We start from the raw sequence: 15732 nt of genomic DNA, 5'->3' as shown, positions 1-15732 counted from the left end.
GCCCGCCGTGACCTGTTCGCTTACATCGAGGGCTACTACAATCGAAAGCGTATCCACTCGGCTCTCGGCTATATCACACCCGAGCAGGCCGAACGGAACACTAGCTAACCCCCTGTCCGCCAAATCGGGGGAAGATCAGTCAACCACCGCTTCTGCCGGGCGGAACTCGGCGTCGACAGCCTGATCCCAGCCAAGAAGCGCCGCTCTGCTACGGTGCGCCACCACGCCTTACCGACAGGAGATGGTCCACAGGCTGGGCAAGGCAGGCAATCCAGACGATCGGGCCGCCTATCGGCAGCGTTGGAACGCCCTGACGGTCATGTCGGTGATCGAGCGTTGCTGCGGCGAGAAGCTCACCGCACGGCTGGAGCCTACTCAGCAGGCTCAGGCGCTCCTCAGAGGCATCGTCTTCAACGTCCAACGCCTTGTGATCCTGGGATCTTCCCCATGAGGCTTTCGACAGAGCAAGAGTGCTTAACAAAACGATCTCGTCACGAACTTGAGGCAGATCAGGCTGGTGGCGAGCAGGTGCGCCTATCGACGTCAGCAGACGGTCGATCCGATTCGCAAAGCGGGTGCGGCCAGGAGGCCGCAAAGGGCCAATGCCGGTGCGCAGCACGGACACGATCCCAGCCAAGCAGGTGCGGTCCGGCCTGCGAGGTCGGCCGCCTTCGGGCTTGGCAGGCTCAGGTGGCAGAAGGGGCGCCATCTCCTGCCAAAGCTCATCGGAAACCAGGGGTGCAACCATGTCCGGCCAACAACGGCCGGACCATCGGGTTCCGTTTCTGTTAGGCGCTTGCTCTGTTGAACTCCTGATCCTGCCTCGACGAGCAGCACCCCGTTGTGAGTGCGGACACGCAGGATCGGTGCGTGCGGCTGCGCTGCGGCTCGGCGTACGGTCAGGGTCGACCCGAAGCGGCGCCGGTGCTGGCTGAAGGCGCTCTCGACGTGCCATCGCTGACGGATGGAGGCTGACCGGGCAATCGTGGTGCGGGGCACGACGACTAGGCGGTTTGGGCGGACGCTCGCTCGCATCGCGCGGGTTGAGCGCGATGACGCTCCGGCGCAGGCCCGCCTCTTCGCGGCAGAGGCGATGGTCGTGCTGGGGCGATGGTCGTGCTGGGCGTCGCAGCTCGCGCCGGCCAGGACCGTGTCGACGTCGACGAGCGCCACCGCTCGGCGCAGGCCGACGTGCGCGCTCACCGGACGCATCGCCAGCCCCGTGGCGTCGACCGCCGCCACGGGCCAAGCCTCGACGGGGCCGCCGGCCTGGGGCTCGCCCAATCAGCGCGGCCTGGACATCCTGGCATGGGGCCCCTTGTCCGTGCCCGCCGGCAGGCGAGGTGCGGCGTGGGCCGGCGTGGCGTGGTAGGGCACCCGGCCAAGCCCCAAGGCCCGGCGCAACTCCCGCCCCTCGCCGACCAGCGCCACGATCCCTCGGCAGGCGGTGCGCAGGAACTGGCGCAGCACACGCACGGCGAAGAGGGGCGGCTGCGCATCGCCGCGCCGGGAGAACCGGCCGGCGTGGCTCGGCAGCGCCATCTCCCCGCAGCGGGTGCGCCAGCGGGCTAGCTGCAAGACCGACTTCGTCGTGCTCCGCACCACCGCCTCCCGTCGGAGACTCCTCCCAGGCGCGGCCGACCTCCCGGGCAGCCAGAGGTTTCGACAGAGCAACGGGCGCTCTTAGATTCGTGCGGATCCTTCGCGTTTGCGCCTATGGTCGCAGTTCATCGACCAGTTGCTCGATCGCCGCGCGGTCCGGATGATCGGCAGGCAGGCGGTCCAGAAGGTCGGTCCAATGGGCGAGGGCTTCGGCGCGGTCGCCGGCCTGGACGGCGGCCAAGCCCAGGAACCAGGCTGGCTGTGGATCGTCCGGCACCAGCTTCTCCAGCCGCTCGAACACGTCCTTGGCGGCATCGTTCACCAGCGGCAGCCCGGTCGGGGCGTGCAACTCGCTGATCAGGGCATTGCCCCAGGCCGAGAGGATCGCCGGATCGTCCGGACGCAGTGCTGCCGCCCGCTCATAGGCTGCCGCCGCCTGCCCCTTCTCGCCCAGGACCTCGCGCGCCCGGCCCAGCCGGGCCCAGCCTTCCGCATCGCCGGGCTCGGCCTGGAGGCGCACCTCCAGGCCGTCGACCATGGACCGGATTCGCTGGTCGCGTTCCTCCGGCGTCAGCTCGGCCATCTCCGCCATGGCCTGCGCGTCGGGCATGCCCGATGCCGCAGGTGCCCCCAGCTCGCCGGCATCCAGCCCGGCCTGGCCTGCCGCCACGCGGATCGATTCGACCAGCTGGGCGCGCCATGGCGCATCCGCCGGTGCCCGTGCCAGGAGCCGCCGCCACCGCTCGATCGCCCCGGGGACATCACCCGCCTGGGCCTCGGCGACGCCGACGAAATAGGCGGCGCGTGGATCTGCGGCCGCCTCGCCGCCCGGTGCCTCGAGCGCTGCGCGGAACAGTTCCTGGGCCTCCGGCGTCACCACGCCCCCGGCCGCCCGGGTCAGCAGATCGGCCAGTTCCACCGGCAGGCGCGGATCGTCCGGTGCCTGCTCCCTGGCGCGACGCAGCGAACCGATCGCCTCGTCGATCCGGCCGAGCTCGGCCTGGAGCCGGCCGAGCTCCAGCCAGCCGTCGGGATCGTCCGACGTCTGGCCGAGCCGGTCCGACAGCTCGGCCGCGGCCTTCTCGAGCAGCGCACGATGCTCGCCCGACGCGAACGGGCCCGCGGCGCCGCCCGCCGGCCGGGAGGGCAGGTCCGGGCGCCCGAGCGCCAGATAGGCGGCGAATGCCAGCATCGGCAGCAGGGCCGCGAGTGCCGCGATCGCGGCAGCCGGCGTCCGCCGCCCGTCCGCCGGATCCTGCGCGCCTGCCTCCCCGGCGGCACTGGCGCGCAGGATCCGGCGGCGGATCTCGACACGCGCGGCCTCGGCCTGGTCCGGCGGGATCAGGCCGCGCGCCTGATCGCGATCCACCTCGGCCAGCTGGTCGCGATAAACGGCCAGGTCGTGCCGGCCGCGCGGGGCGACACCCCGTCGCGCCAGCAGCGGCCAGAGCAGGCAGAGGGCGGCCACGGCCAGGACCGGCACGGCCGCGAGCAGGAACAAAGTGTCGATCATCCGGCGGACGGCCGCCCACCGGGGCCAGACAGCGGCGCATCAGGGCCGGATTCCGCCAGCATCCGGTCGAGCCGGCGCTCCTCCTCCGGGCTCAGGCCGGGCTCCTGTTCCACCACCGAGCGGCGCCGCCACAGGAACGCGGTGGCCCCCGCTGCCAGCAGCAGCAGCGGGGGACCGAACCACAGCAGCCAGGTGGCGGCGGTGACCGGCGGTCGCAGCAGAACGAATTCCCCGTAGCGGTCGGTCAGATAGGCCAGGATCGCCTGGTCGTCGTCACCGGCGGCGATCCGCTCGCGCACGATCCGGCGCAGGTCCCGGGCCAGGTCGGCATCGCTGTCGTCGATCGACTGGTTCTGGCAGACGAGGCAGCGCAGCTCCCGGCCGAGCTCGCGCGCCCGCGCCTCCTGCGCCGGGTCGGCCATCTGCTCGTCCGGGGTCACCGCCAGGAGCGGTGTTCCGCCGCCCGGTGCCAAGGCCAGCAGGCAGACCAGGAGTGCCGTCGCGATCCACCGGGTCATCCCCCGGCTCCCGCGAGTGCCGGCAGGATGCGGTCCCGAACGATCTCCGGCGACAGCGGCCCCGGGAAGCGCAGCACGATCTTGCCCTCCCGGTCGATCACGAAGGTCTCGGGAACCCCGTATACCCCCCAGTCGATCGCGACGCGCCCATCCCGGTCCGCGCCGATCCGGCTGTAGGGATCGCCCAGCTGGCCGATGAAGGCCAGTGCCTTGGCCGGCTCGTCCTTGTAGTTGATCCCGACCACCGGGATGCCCTGGCGCTGCAGCTCCATCAGAACCGGATGCTCGATCCGGCACGGCACGCACCAGGAGGCGAACACGTTCACGAGCTTCGGCTGGCCGTCGCGCAGGTCGGCGGCGGCCAGCCCGTCGGCGCGCCCGGGCAAGGGCGGCAGGTCGAAGTCCGGCACCGGCTTGCCGACCAGGGCAGACGGCAGCTCGGCCGGGTCCTTGCCCATGTTCAGCCAGAACACGCTGCCCAGCACCAGCATCAGGACGAGCGGCAGGAAGGCCAGCCAGCGCCACCTACGGCGCGCTCCCATGCGCGTCGCCGACGCTTGCGCCATGGCCGGTTTATCGGCGGACGGCGTGGACGATGGCGTACCAATGGCCCCCGGCTGTTCGCTGGCGTTCACGCCGCCACCCCCTCACCAGCCGGCAGCCGCCGCCTCGCCGGGCTGGGTGCTCCCACCCGCAGGCGACGGTCGGACAGGCTGACCAGGCCGCCCAGGCCGGTGACCGCCGCACCCCACCAGATCCACACCACCAGGGGCTCGCGATACAGCCGCACGGCCCAGCGCCCATCCGCAGCCTGGTCACCCAGCACATAGTAGTGGTCGGCCCAGGGCGAGGTCAGGATGCCGGGCTTGGTGGTCGGCATGCCTTCCACCGGGAAGAACCGCTTCTCCGAGCGGATCCGGTGCAGGGATTCCCCATCCCGCTCGGCCTGGAACTCCCCGACCGTGGCAACATAGTTCGGCCCCTGCTCCTGGTGCACCTCGACCAGCCGGACCTGCAGGGAACCCAGCGCCGTCGCCTCGCCCACGGCGAGTGCTGCGATCCGCTCCTCGCGCAGGGCGGTGGCACCGGTGACGCCCAGCACCAGCAGGCCCACCCCGGCATGGGCCAGGGCGGCCCCCAGCGCCGAGCGCGGCAGGCCGCGCAGCCGGCGCAGCGACTGCGCCGGAGCGAGGCGGAACAGGCCGATGCGCTCCGACAGATCGACCAGCGCCCCCAGCACCAGCCACAGCGCCAGGCCGAAGCCCAGGGCAGCACCCAGACGCTGCCAGCCCAGCAGGAGCAGCGCCAGGCCGACAGCCAGGAGCGACGCCAGGAACGCCAGGCGCAGGCGCTGGAGCACGCCCGGCAGATCGCCCCGCTTCCAGGCCAGCAGGCTGCCGACCGGCATGGCCAGCAGCAGCGGCACCATCAGGGGCACGAAGGTCGCATCGAAATAGGGCGGGCCCACCGAGATCTTCGGCCCGCCGACCGTGTCGAGGAACAATGGATAGAGCGTGCCGAGCAGCACGGTGCCGACCGCCGTGGCCAGCAGCACGTTGTTCAGGAGCAGCCCGCTTTCCCGGCTGATCGGGGCGAAGCTGCCGCCCGGGCGCAGCATCGGGGCCCGCCAGGCGAACATGGCGAAGGCGCCACCGATCGCCAGCACCAGCAGGGCCAGGATGAAGACACCGCGGGTCGGATCGGACGCGAAGGCATGCACCGAGGTCAGCACGCCCGAGCGCACCAGGAAGGTGCCCAGCAGCGACAGGGCGAAGGACAGGATCGCCAGCAGGATGGTCCAGGCCTTCAGCGTGTCGCGCTTTTCCACCACCACCGCAGAGTGCAGCAAAGCGGTGGCGGCCAGCCACGGCATGAACGAGGCGTTCTCCACCGGGTCCCAGAACCACCAGCCGCCCCAGCCCAGCGTGTAGTAGGCCCACCATGAGCCCAGGGCGATGCCGAAGGTCAGCGCCGCCCAGGCGACCAGTACCCAGGGCCGCAGCCAGCGGGCCCAGGCGGCATCCACCCGCCCCTCGATCAGGGCGGCCATGGCGAAGCTGAAGGCCGTCGATAGGCCGACATAGCCCAGGTAGAGCATGGGCGGGTGCATGGCGAGGCCGGGATCCTGCAGGATCGGGTTCAGGCCGTTGCCGTCCAAAGGCGCCGGGTCCAGGCGCAGGAACGGGTTGGAGGTGAACAGGACGAAGGCGAGGAAGCCCGCCCCGATCAGGCCCTGCACCGCCAGCACGCGCGCCTTGAACGGCAGCGGCAGGTTCGCACCCAGCGCTGCCACGGCCGCACCGAAGATCGCCAGGATCCAGACCCAGAGCAGCAGGGACCCCTCGTGATTCCCCCAGACCCCGCTGATCTTGTAGATGAGCGGCTTGGCGGAATGGCTGTTGGTGGCGACGTTGGCCACGGAGAAGTCGGAGGCCACATAGGCCCAGGTCAGCGCGCCGAACGCCAGGCTCACCATCACGAACTGGCCCACCGCCCCGCTCACCGCCAGACGCATGCCGACCGGGTCGCCGCGGGCAGCCGACCAGAGCGGCAGCGTGCCCTGCAGCAGGGCCAGGACCAGCGCCAGGACCAGCGCCAGATGGCCGAGCTCGGGGATCATTGGGTGGGCACCCCGCTGCCGTCATGCTGCCAGACGCCTGCGTCTTTCAGCGAGTCCACCACCTCCTTGGGCATGTAGCTCTCGTCGTGCTTGGCCAGCACCTCGATGGCGCGGAAGGTCCCGTCCGGCTCCAGCTCGCCCTGGGCCACGATCCCCTGCCCTTCCCGGAACAGGTCGGGCAGCACCCCCGCATACTGGACCGGCACCTCCTCCTTGGTGTCGGTGAGCCGGAAGCGGACCATGCCGTCACCGGCATGCTCGATGCTGCCGGCGACCACCAGGCCGCCGATCCGGAAGTTGCGGGCTTCGGGCACCTCGCGGGCCGCCACCTGGCTGGGGGTCACGAAGAACGCGACGTTCTGCTCGAGTGCGGTCAGCACCAGGGCGGCGGCACCGCCCAGGAGCACGAGGCTGCCCAGGACCAGATAGAGACGCTGCTTCTTTCTAAGGCGCATAAGACTGGTTCGAGAATCCGATGGTGCCCCGGCCCGGTCGGGATCGTCGTGGAGGTAGCCAGGGAAACCGTCGATGGAATGCCCTGTCCGCCCCGCTGCGACACCCAGCCGCGCCAGCAATTCGAGTATGCTGCCAGGGTCGGCGCAGACGGAGCCTGCGTCAAGACGCATGCTCGCTCCTGCTCCGGAAGTCTTATCGCACCTATTCCTGAAGACTTGGTGAAGAGGTCAGCCCGGCTCCGCCACCCTGGCCAGCGCCCGGGCGTTGCAGGCGGGGATCCCGATCGGCTGATGCGGCAGGCGCCAGGGCAGGCCGCCCAGGTCCAGCAAGGTCGCTGCGACCTCGTCCACGCCTAGTCCGTTCTTGATCTGGGCGAACACGAATGGCCGCTTGCCGCGCATCCGGGCCGCATCCCGGTCCATCACCTCGAGCGAGGCGCCGACCAGCGGCGCCAGATCAGTCTTGTTGATGACCAGCAGATCCGCCCGGGTGATCCCCGGGCCGCCCTTGCGCGGGATCTTCTCGCCGGCGGCCACGTCGATCACGTAGATCGTGACGTCGGCCAGCTCGGGGCTGAAGGTGGCGGCCAGGTTGTCGCCGCCGCTCTCGATGAACAGCACCTCCAGGTCGGGGAAGCGCTGGGACATCTCGTCGATGGCGCGGAGGTTGATCGAGGCATCCTCGCGGATCGCGGTATGCGGGCAGCCGCCCGTTTCCACGCCCATGATCCGTTCAGGTTCCAGCGCCCCGGAACGGGTCAGGATCTCGGCATCCTCCTTGGTGTAGATGTCGTTGGTGATCGCGGCGATCGCGTAATGGTCGCGCAGCAGCTTGCAGAGCTGCTCGGTGAGCGCGGTCTTGCCCGAGCCTACCGGCCCGCCGATGCCGACGCGCAATGGGCCATGGCCACTCATGAACGGAACAACCTCGTGTACTGGGTTTCATGGGCGATCGACAGGAGGTCGATCATGGGCGCTGCAGGGTAGAGGTCGCTCAGCGCGGTGCCTGGCGCGCTTGCGGCGAGCTCGGCCAGCAATGGCTCCAGTGCGGCCGTGACGCGCTGGCCATCGGTCTGCCCCAGCGGCACGAGGCGCACCCCTGCGGACACCAGGCAGGCGGCGAAGGCGGCGAGCTGGCCGAGGCAGGCCTGTTCGACCGGGATGCCATGAGCGGCAGCGGCGACGCCCAGGACCACCGGAAGGGGCGGCAAGATTCCGGACGTGGCGGCGAGGCCCGCCAGGCGGTCGAGCTGCGGGGCCGGCCAGGCCGCGCGCAGGGTACGCAGCGCGGCATCGCCCTGCATACCGGTCTCGAGCGCCAGCTCGGCCGTGCCGCGCAGGGCATGGGCCTGGTCGAGGAGCTCGGCCAAGCCATCAGGGTCATCCGTCAGCGCGTGAGCGCGTACCAGGATCACCGCGTCGGCATATCCCGCGCCATGGCGGCAGGCCTGGCGCACATAGGCCAGCAGCGAGCCCATGTCCCGCACCAGCCCTTCCTCGACCGCGGTCTCCAGGCCGTGGCTGAAGGCGAAGCCGCCGATCGGGAAGGCCGGCGAGGTCCAGGCGAGCAGGCGCAGCAGGGACAGCGCCGAGCGGTCCTCAGCCATGGTCGTGGCGGTGATAGGCGCCGCGTTCCGGGGAGAACGGCACCACCAGCCGGCGGGTGCTGCCGCCCAGGCCGTTCAGCATCGCCTCCAGCACGTGGTCCTGGCGGACTCGCAGCGCATCGGCACGGATCTCGGTCGGCGTGTGGCGGTTGCCCAGATGCCAGGCGAGCCGCGCCAGATGGGCGCTGTCGCGGCCGGCCACCTCCAGCACCGGCTCGGCCGCGGCGACCACCCGGTACCAGCCGCCGAGCTCGCAGCGCAGCCCGTCGTCCTCCTCCAGCGCCACCGCGCGCGGCAGGTCGAGCAGCAGTTCGGCGCCCTGGTCCGAGGTCAGCCGGACCCGGCGCCGGTGACGGTCGTCATAGGCCAGCGTCAGCGTCCCGACCTCGTCGTTCCGCGGCCATTCACCCAGGGGAGCATGCTCTACCAGACGCCGTGCCAAACCGACCTCGCGACAATGGACGAAGATGGGGGATGAAGATGGGAGGGCGAGCCACCCCAAGGTGGCTCAGTACAGGAAGTAGCGCTGCGCCATCGGCAGCACCGCCAGGGGCCGGCAGGTCAGGAGCTCGCCGTCGGCGCGGACCTCGTAGGTTTCGGGATCGATCTCGATGGCCGGGGTCGCATCGTTCAGCTTCATGGCCGCCTTGCCGATCCCGCTGCGGGTGTCCTCGACCGGCAGGCAGGTCTTGGCCAGACCCAGCCGGTCCGGCAGGCCGGCCTCGATGGCCGCCCTGGACAGGAAGGTGACCGCACTCTCGGTGCGGGCGCGGCCGAACGAACCGAACATCGGCCGGGTGTGCGTCGGCTGCGGAGTCGGGATGGAGGCGTTGGGATCGCCCATCATCGCGGCCGCGATCGTGCCGGATTTCAGCACCATGTCCGGCTTCACGCCGAAGAAGGCCGGCTTCCAGATCACCAGGTCGGCGAGCTTGCCGACCTCGACCGAGCCCACATGCTTGCCGATGCCCTGCGCGATCGCCGGGTTGATCGTGTATTTCGCGACGTAGCGCTTCACCCGCAGATTGTCGTTGTCGCCGGTCTCGCCGGGCAGGCGGCCGCGCTGGACCTTCATCTTGTGCGCGGTCTGCCAGGTGCGGGTGATCACCTCGCCGACCCGGCCCATGGCCTGGCTGTCCGAGGAGATGATCGAGAGCGCGCCCAGGTCGTGGAGGATGTCCTCCGCGGCGATGGTCTCCTTGCGGATCCGGCTCTCGGCGAACGCCACGTCCTCCGGGATGCGCTTGTCCAGGTGATGGCAGACCATGAGCATGTCGAGATGCTCGTCCAGCGTGTTCACCGTGTAGGGGCGGGTCGGGTTGGTCGAGCTCGGGATGACGTTGGCAAAGCTCGCCACCTTCATGATGTCTGGCGCATGGCCGCCGCCGGCACCCTCGGTGTGGAAGGTGTGGATCGTGCGGCCCTTGAACGCCGCGATCGTGTCCTCGACGAAGCCGCTCTCGTTCAGCGTGTCGGTGTGGATCAGGACCTGGACGTCCAGCTCGTCTGCCACGGAGAGGCAGCAGTCGATCGCGGCCGGCGTGGTGCCCCAGTCCTCGTGCAGCTTGAGCCCGCACGCACCGGCCAGCACCTGCTCGCGCAGGGCGTCCGGCCGGGACGCGTTACCCTTGCCGAACAGGCCCACGTTCATCGGGAAGGCATCCATCGCCTGGAGCATCCGCCCCAGATGCCAGGGACCGGGCGTGCAGGTGGTGGCATTGGTGCCGGCCGCCGGGCCGGTGCCGCCGCCCAGCATGGTGGTCAGGCCGGAATGGAGCGCGTCGTCGATCTGCTGCGGGCAGATCCAGTGAATGTGGACGTCGATCCCGCCCGCGGTGACGATCTTGTTCTCGCCGGCGATCACCTCGGTGCCGGGACCGACCACGATGTCCACGCCCGGCTGGGTGTCGGGGTTGCCGGCCTTGCCGATCGCGTGGATCCGGCCGTCGCGCAGGCCGATGTCCGCCTTGATGATCCCGGTCCAGTCGACGATCAGCGCGTTGGTGATCACCGTGTCGACGGCACCCTCGGCCCGGGTCGCCTGGGACTGGCCCATGCCATCGCGGATCACCTTGCCGCCGCCGAACTTCACCTCCTCGCCAGGAATGGTGAAATCCTTCTCGACCTCGATGAACAGTTCGGTGTCGGCGAGGCGCACCTTATCGCCCACGGTCGGACCATACATGCCGGCATAGGCCTGGCGGTCGATGCGGTAGGCCATCAGTCGATCCCGCCCATGATCTCGCCCCGGAAGCCCTGCACCACCCGCCGGCCGCGCAGCGGCACCAGCGTCACGCTGCGGGTCTGGCCGGGCTCGAAGCGCACCGCGGTGCCGGCCGGGATGTCCAGGCGCATGCCCCTGGCCGCCTCCCGGTCGAACCGCAGGCCCGGGTTCGTTTCGTAGAAATGGTAGTGCGAGCCGACCTGCACCGGCCGGTCGCCGGTGTTGGCCACCTCGACCGTGACCACCGGCTGGCCGGCATTCAGCTCGATCTCGCCAGGGGCAACGATGTATTCGCCGGGAATCATGGGGCCTCCGCGCCGGCCATCGTCCTGGAACCCGGATCCTGCCGGCCGGCTGCCGGATCCGATGGCGCCCAACGCATCAGCGGATCGGCTGATGCACGGTGACGAGCTTGGTGCCGTCGGGGAAGGTCGCCTCGACCTGGACCTCGTGGATCATTTCCGGAATGCCTTCCATGACCTGCTCCCGGGTCAGGACGCTGGCGCCGTCCGCCATCAGGTCCGCGACCGAGCGGCCATCACGTGCCCCTTCCAGGACATGATCGGTGATGAGCGCCACCGCTTCCGGGTAGTTCAGCTTCACGCCACGCTCCAGGCGGCGCCTGGCGACCATCGCGGCCACCGCCACCAGGAGCTTGTCCTTCTCGCGCGGAGACAGTTCCAAGTTAAGCCGCCCTCCCGAGCCTCGCTGCCGATGCCACCCGGCCCAGCAGCGGGGAAGCAACGCGTGTGCCAGCCATGCTCCGGCGATTACCGGAAATGGCGTGGCCGGATCATATCGCCCAGAGCCGCGGGAGGCTCGCGGATTCGCCGAGCAGCACGTCGCGCCAGGCGCAGAGCGTGGCGGCCAGCGAGCGGCGCACGGCGAGCGGATCCGGGCCCAGGAGCCGGCCGACCAGCAGCCCGTTGACCGCCGTCACCCCGCCGCGCGCCGTGCCCTGGACCACCATGGCGGCGCGCGCGGCGTCCAGGGCTGCCGCAGCACCGGGGCCGGCATGGACGACCGTGGCGAGCGCCCTGGCGCCGCCGCCAAGGGTTGGGGCGTCGAGGATCTCCAGGCAGGGCGGGGTGATGCCGAAGCGCTCCATCCAGGTCAGCCGGCCGCCGATCCGCACCTCCCAGGCCTCGCGCAGACGGGCGTTCTGCAGGAGCTCGCCGCGCGCGACCCGCCCGAACACCAGCATCTCCGCAGCGAGCAGGCGCCCGCCGGGATCGAGATCCACCTCCAGGAGGCGGTGGAGACGCGCGCCCTCGAACAGGATGGTTTCCTGCGGCACCCAGGTCAGGCAGGCGCCGGCACCGACCCGGAGCGTCGTGCGCAGCTCTGCGACCGGCCCGGCGGAGCGATAGACCTTCTCGGCTGCCTGACTCGTGACCAGAGCGCGCGTGTCGCGGCCGAGCGTGATCTCGACCGTCAGCCGGTCACCGCCGAGCACACCTCCGCCAGTGTTGACCACGACGGCGTCGGCCCCATCCGTTTCCCGCGGAAACAAGGCCCGCAGGGGAGCTTCCTGCCGCAGCTCGGCCAGCCGATGGCTCCTGCCGCCGTCCCAGCCGATGCGCAGCAGGCCGCTGCGCAAGTTTTCACCGCCTGCCTCATCAATAGGCAGGGGCGCGGCTTCGGCCTGGGGCAGCCCAGCTGATTCGGCGCCACATCCCGTTTCGTCACCGTTTCGCAAACGTGGCACCCATCTTGCTGCAGAGATCCCCGGACGGCCGAGGCGGCCGGTCGAGCACATTTTTCGGGGGATCAACCAGATGAATTGGAGCTGCAGCAAGCGGCATCTTCTCGGCCTGTTCGCCGGTACCGCCATCGGCCTGGCCGCGGGCCTGCCGGCCCTGGCCCAGGAAGAGACGATCAAGGTCGGCGTCCTGCACTCCCTGTCCGGCACCATGGCGATCAGCGAGACCACGCTGAAGGACGTCATGCTGATGCTGATCGAGGAGCAGAACGCCAAGGGCGGCCTGCTCGGCAAGAAGCTGGAAGCCGTGGTGGTCGACCCCGCCTCCGACTGGCCGCTGTTCGCCGAGAAGGCCCGCCAGCTGATCGCTTCCGACAAGGTCGCCGCCACGTTCGGCTGCTGGACCTCGGTCAGCCGCAAGTCGGTGCTGCCGGTGTTCGAGGAGCTGAACGGCCTGCTGTTCTACCCGGTGCAGTACGAGGGCGAGGAGAGCTCGCGCAACGTCTTCTATACCGGTGCCGCACCGAACCAACAGGCGATCCCGGCGGTCGAGTACCTGATGAGCGAGGATGGCGGGGGTGCCACCCGCTTCGTGCTGCTCGGCACCGACTACGTGTATCCGCGCACCACCAACAAGATCCTGCGCGCGTTCCTCCACTCCAAGGGTGTGGCCGATGCCGACATCATGGAGGAGTACACGCCGTTCGGGCACAGCGACTGGCAGACCATCGTCACCCAGGTGAAGGCGTTCGCCAACGAGGGCAAGAAGACCGCGGTGGTCTCCACCATCAACGGCGATGCCAACGTGCCGTTCTACAAGGAGCTGGCCAACCAGGGCATCAAGGCCGAGGACGTGCCGGTGGTGGCCTTCTCGGTGGGCGAGGAGGAACTGTCCGGCATCGACACCAGCAACCTGGTCGGTCACCTGGCCGCCTGGAACTACTTCATGTCGGTGGATACGCCCGAGAACACCGCGTTCATCGAGAAGTGGCAGGCCTTCACCAAGAACCCGGAGCGGGTCTCCAACGACCCGATGGAGGCCCACTATATCGGCTTCCAGATGTGGGTGCAGGCGGTCGAGCAGGCCGGCACCACCGACGTGGACGCGGTGCGCCAGGCGATCATCGGCCAGAAGGCGCCGAACCTGACCGGCGGCATCTCGGAGATGCTGCCGAACCACCACATCACCAAGCCCGTGCTGATCGGCGAGATCCAGCCGGACGCCCAGTTCGAGGTGGTCTGGGAGACCGACGATCTCGTGCCGGGCGACGCCTGGTCGGACTACATCCCCGAGAGCGCCAAGCTGACGGCGGACTGGACCTATCCCTGGGTCTGCGGCGGCTGCGAGAAGCCGTCCTTCTGATCCTCTGACCGGACGCCTGCGCGGGCTTGCGAATGCCTTCCCCGCAAGAACGCGCGGGCCGTCCCGCCGACGCCCGGACGAATGTGAGATGCGGCTTTTCCTGCGTGTGTGGCTGGTCTGCCTGACCCTTGCGGCCTTGGGCTCGGGCAGCGCCTTCTCCGCCTCTCTGTCCGAAGCGTCGGCGGGACTCTCGCCCCGCAATTTCGGCGCCACGGGCAACGCCATCGACGCGATCGCGGCCACCGGCGACCCGGCCGCCCTACCTTTGCTCCAGGCACTGGCCGACGGCACGCTGGAGAAGGCCGAGGACGGCCGGCTGGTGATCGTGACCGATGCCGGCGTCACCGACGCGCTCACCGGCGCGGCGCTGGCCGAGCCGCCGGCGGACAGCGTCAAGATCCGGCTGAACAACCGCCTGCGCACCCAGCTGCGCGGCGCCATCGGCCAGTTCGGCCTGATCTCCCCCGATCCCGCCCGGCGCCTCGCCGCCGTGGACGCGCTGCTCAACGACCGCTCGCCCGAGGGGCTTGGCCGGCTGGAAGCGGCGCTGGCCAAGGAGCAGGACGAGGCAGTGGCGGCACAGATGCGCTTCGGCGTGTCGATGCTCTCGCTCTATGCCGACGACCCGGCCAAGCGCCTGGCCGGCATCGAAGCCCTGTCCGGCCTGCTGGACCCGCGGGTCCAGGGCGTGCTGGCCGGCTATCAGGCCAGCGAGACCGATCCCGAGCTGAAGCAGGCCGCCGCCGACGCGTTGGCGGCGATCGAGCAGAAGCGCTTCTGGATGGATATCGGCGTCAACCTCTACCAGGGCATCTCGCTGGGCTCGATCCTGCTGCTGGCGGCGGTGGGCCTGGCGGTCACCTTCGGCGTGGCCGGGGTGATCAACATGGCCCATGGCGAGATGCTGATGCTGGGCGCCTACACGACCTTCGTGGTCCAGCAGCTGTTCCGCGCCTGGCTGCCCCCTGCCCTCATCGACTGGTACCTGATCGCCGCGATCCCGGCGGCCGCCCTGGTCGCCGGTCTGTTCGGCATCCTGATCGAGCGGGGCGTGATCCGCTTCCTCTATGGCCGCCCGCTGGAAACCCTGCTCGCCACCTGGGGCCTGTCCCTGATCCTGCAGCAGGTGGTGCGCAGCGTGTTCGGCCCGACCAACCAGGAGGTCGCCAACCCGTCCTGGATGAGCGGCGCCTTCCAGTTCGCCGGCGTGACGCTCACCTACAACCGGCTGGTCATCATCCTGTTCAGCCTGATCGTGCTGGCGATCGTCTGGTTTGTCCTGCAGCGCTCCCGCTTCGGCCTGGAGATGCGCGCGGTGACCCAGAACCGGCGGATGGCCGCGGCGGTCGGCATCGACACGGCCCGGGTGGATGCGCTGACCTTCGCCCTGGGCTCGGCAGTGGCCGGCATGGGCGGCGTGGCGCTCTCCCAGGTCGGCAATGTCAGCCCGAACCTCGGCACGCTCTACATCGTCGACAGCTTCATGGTCGTGGTGTTCGGCGGGGTCGGCCAGCTCGCCGGCACGGTGGTGGGTGCCCTCACCCTGGGCGTGCTCAACAAGCTGATGGAGCCGTTCGCCGGCGCCGTGCTGGCCAAGGTGCTCCTGCTGGTGGCCGTGATCCTGTTCATCCAGAAGCGGCCGAAGGGACTGTTCGTCCTCAAGGGCCGCAGTGCGGAGGCCTGAAGCCAGATGAACGACCGCACCACCCTGCTGGGGCCCCGTGGCCGCATCGCGATGTTCCTGGTCCTGGCCGTGCTGCTGGTGAGCGTGCCGGCGCTGAACCAGTGGGTGCCGATGGGCTCGCCCTTCCACCTGCCGGACTACGCGGTGCCGCTGGTCGGCAAATATGTCTGCTACGCGCTCCTGGCGCTCTCGCTCGACCTGGTCTGGGGTCTGGCCGGGGTGCTCTCGCTCGGCCACGGCGCGTTCTTCGCGCTGGGTGGCTATGCCATGGGCATGTACCTGATGCGCCAGATCGGCGACCGCGGCGTCTACGGCAATCCGGACCTGCCGGACTTCATGGTGTTCCTGAACTGGCCGGAGCTGCCCTGGTACTGGCAGGGCTTCGACCAGTTCCCGTTCGCCCTGCTCATGGTAGCGCTGGTGCCGGGCATCCTCGCCTTCGTG

18 protein-coding genes and 1 pseudogene are annotated in these 15732 nt (G+C 69.9%); 4 read left to right on the top strand and 15 right to left on the bottom strand.

All coding sequences use genetic code 11. The annotated features are described in order from the left end of the window. Positions 1-108, top strand: a 108-nt coding sequence (locus VNS22_RS19400; RefSeq protein ID WP_325735335.1) for an IS3 family transposase, incomplete at its 5' end; no start/stop codon positions are given. A 100-nt stretch (positions 109-208) separates the two neighbouring features. Here VNS22_RS19400 and VNS22_RS19395 read toward each other — a convergent pair. From VNS22_RS19395 to VNS22_RS19325, 15 genes and pseudogenes are all read right to left on the bottom strand, one after another. Next, positions 209-619, bottom strand: coding sequence for a hypothetical protein (locus VNS22_RS19395; protein WP_325735337.1), 411 nt, complete (start codon positions 617-619; stop codon positions 209-211). Next, positions 602-748, bottom strand: a pseudogene (locus VNS22_RS19390) (transposase); the annotation flags it as partial. The gene VNS22_RS19395 and the pseudogene VNS22_RS19390, both read right to left, overlap by 18 nt. A 536-nt stretch (positions 749-1284) precedes the next feature. Next, entirely contained in the window at positions 1285-1578 is a 294-nt protein-coding gene (locus VNS22_RS19385) for a hypothetical protein (RefSeq protein WP_325735333.1), read from the bottom strand. 136 nt (positions 1579-1714) lie between these two features. Then, the gene (gene ccmI, locus VNS22_RS19380; RefSeq protein ID WP_325735331.1) at positions 1715-3115 is read right to left on the bottom strand and encodes a c-type cytochrome biogenesis protein CcmI; all 1401 of its coding nucleotides are present in this window, start codon (positions 3113-3115) and stop codon (positions 1715-1717) included. Further along, positions 3112-3633 carry a cytochrome c-type biogenesis protein gene (locus tag VNS22_RS19375; RefSeq protein ID WP_325735329.1) on the bottom strand — a complete coding sequence of 174 codons (522 nt, stop codon included), beginning with the start codon at positions 3631-3633 and terminating at the stop codon, positions 3112-3114. The genes ccmI and VNS22_RS19375 overlap by 4 nt, the downstream gene beginning before the upstream one ends. Further along, positions 3630-4199: a DsbE family thiol:disulfide interchange protein gene (locus tag VNS22_RS19370; RefSeq protein WP_325735327.1), complete on the bottom strand. Its 570-nt coding sequence runs from the start codon at positions 4197-4199 to the stop codon at positions 3630-3632. Before VNS22_RS19370 ends, VNS22_RS19375 begins: the two co-directional genes overlap by 4 nt. A 65-nt stretch (positions 4200-4264) precedes the next feature. Beyond that, positions 4265-6253 (bottom strand): heme lyase CcmF/NrfE family subunit, encoded by a 1989-nt coding sequence (locus VNS22_RS19365; RefSeq protein WP_325735325.1) that lies wholly within the window; start codon positions 6251-6253, stop codon positions 4265-4267. After that, positions 6250-6708 carry a cytochrome c maturation protein CcmE gene (ccmE, locus tag VNS22_RS19360; protein ID WP_325735323.1) on the bottom strand — a complete coding sequence of 153 codons (459 nt, stop codon included), beginning with the start codon at positions 6706-6708 and terminating at the stop codon, positions 6250-6252. Before ccmE ends, VNS22_RS19365 begins: the two co-directional genes overlap by 4 nt. A 228-nt stretch (positions 6709-6936) precedes the next feature. Further along, entirely contained in the window at positions 6937-7623 is a 687-nt protein-coding gene (ureG, locus tag VNS22_RS19355) for an urease accessory protein UreG (protein ID WP_325735321.1), read from the bottom strand. After that, the gene (locus VNS22_RS19350) at positions 7620-8315 is read right to left on the bottom strand and encodes an urease accessory protein UreF (RefSeq protein ID WP_325735319.1); all 696 of its coding nucleotides are present in this window, start codon (positions 8313-8315) and stop codon (positions 7620-7622) included. Before VNS22_RS19350 ends, ureG begins: the two co-directional genes overlap by 4 nt. Continuing rightward, complete coding sequence (locus tag VNS22_RS19345; protein WP_325735317.1) at positions 8308-8757, bottom strand: urease accessory protein UreE; 450 nt, start codon at positions 8755-8757, stop codon at positions 8308-8310. The genes VNS22_RS19350 and VNS22_RS19345 overlap by 8 nt, the downstream gene beginning before the upstream one ends. Positions 8758-8823: 66 nt before the next feature. Then, positions 8824-10536: an urease subunit alpha gene (gene ureC / locus VNS22_RS19340; protein WP_325735315.1), complete on the bottom strand. Its 1713-nt coding sequence runs from the start codon at positions 10534-10536 to the stop codon at positions 8824-8826. Beyond that, positions 10536-10844: an urease subunit beta gene (locus VNS22_RS19335; protein WP_325735314.1), complete on the bottom strand. Its 309-nt coding sequence runs from the start codon at positions 10842-10844 to the stop codon at positions 10536-10538. The genes ureC and VNS22_RS19335 overlap by 1 nt, the downstream gene beginning before the upstream one ends. A 76-nt stretch (positions 10845-10920) precedes the next feature. Further along, positions 10921-11223 (bottom strand): urease subunit gamma, encoded by a 303-nt coding sequence (locus tag VNS22_RS19330; RefSeq protein WP_325735312.1) that lies wholly within the window; start codon positions 11221-11223, stop codon positions 10921-10923. Between the two features lie 109 nt (positions 11224-11332). Further along, positions 11333-12139: an urease accessory protein UreD gene (locus tag VNS22_RS19325; RefSeq protein WP_325735310.1), complete on the bottom strand. Its 807-nt coding sequence runs from the start codon at positions 12137-12139 to the stop codon at positions 11333-11335. A gap of 178 nt (positions 12140-12317) precedes the next feature. On the opposite strand from VNS22_RS19325, the gene urtA reads away from it, so the two are divergent. The 3 genes from urtA to VNS22_RS19310 form a co-directional block, all read left to right on the top strand. After that, positions 12318-13604, top strand: a complete 1287-nt coding sequence (gene urtA, locus VNS22_RS19320; RefSeq protein ID WP_325735309.1) for an urea ABC transporter substrate-binding protein — start codon at positions 12318-12320, stop codon at positions 13602-13604. 88 nt (positions 13605-13692) lie between these two features. After that, positions 13693-15288 (top strand): urea ABC transporter permease subunit UrtB, encoded by a 1596-nt coding sequence (gene urtB, locus VNS22_RS19315; RefSeq protein WP_325735307.1) that lies wholly within the window; start codon positions 13693-13695, stop codon positions 15286-15288. A gap of 6 nt (positions 15289-15294) precedes the next feature. Continuing rightward, positions 15295-15732, top strand: a 438-nt coding sequence (locus VNS22_RS19310) for an ABC transporter permease subunit (RefSeq protein WP_414653387.1), incomplete at its 3' end; no start/stop codon positions are given.

It is taken from the genome of Geminicoccus sp., assembly GCF_035556675.1.
Classification (GTDB): domain Bacteria; phylum Pseudomonadota; class Alphaproteobacteria; order Geminicoccales; family Geminicoccaceae; genus Geminicoccus.
Note: the sequence above shows the minus strand (reverse complement) of the source record. Positions and strands in the feature narration are given on the sequence as shown.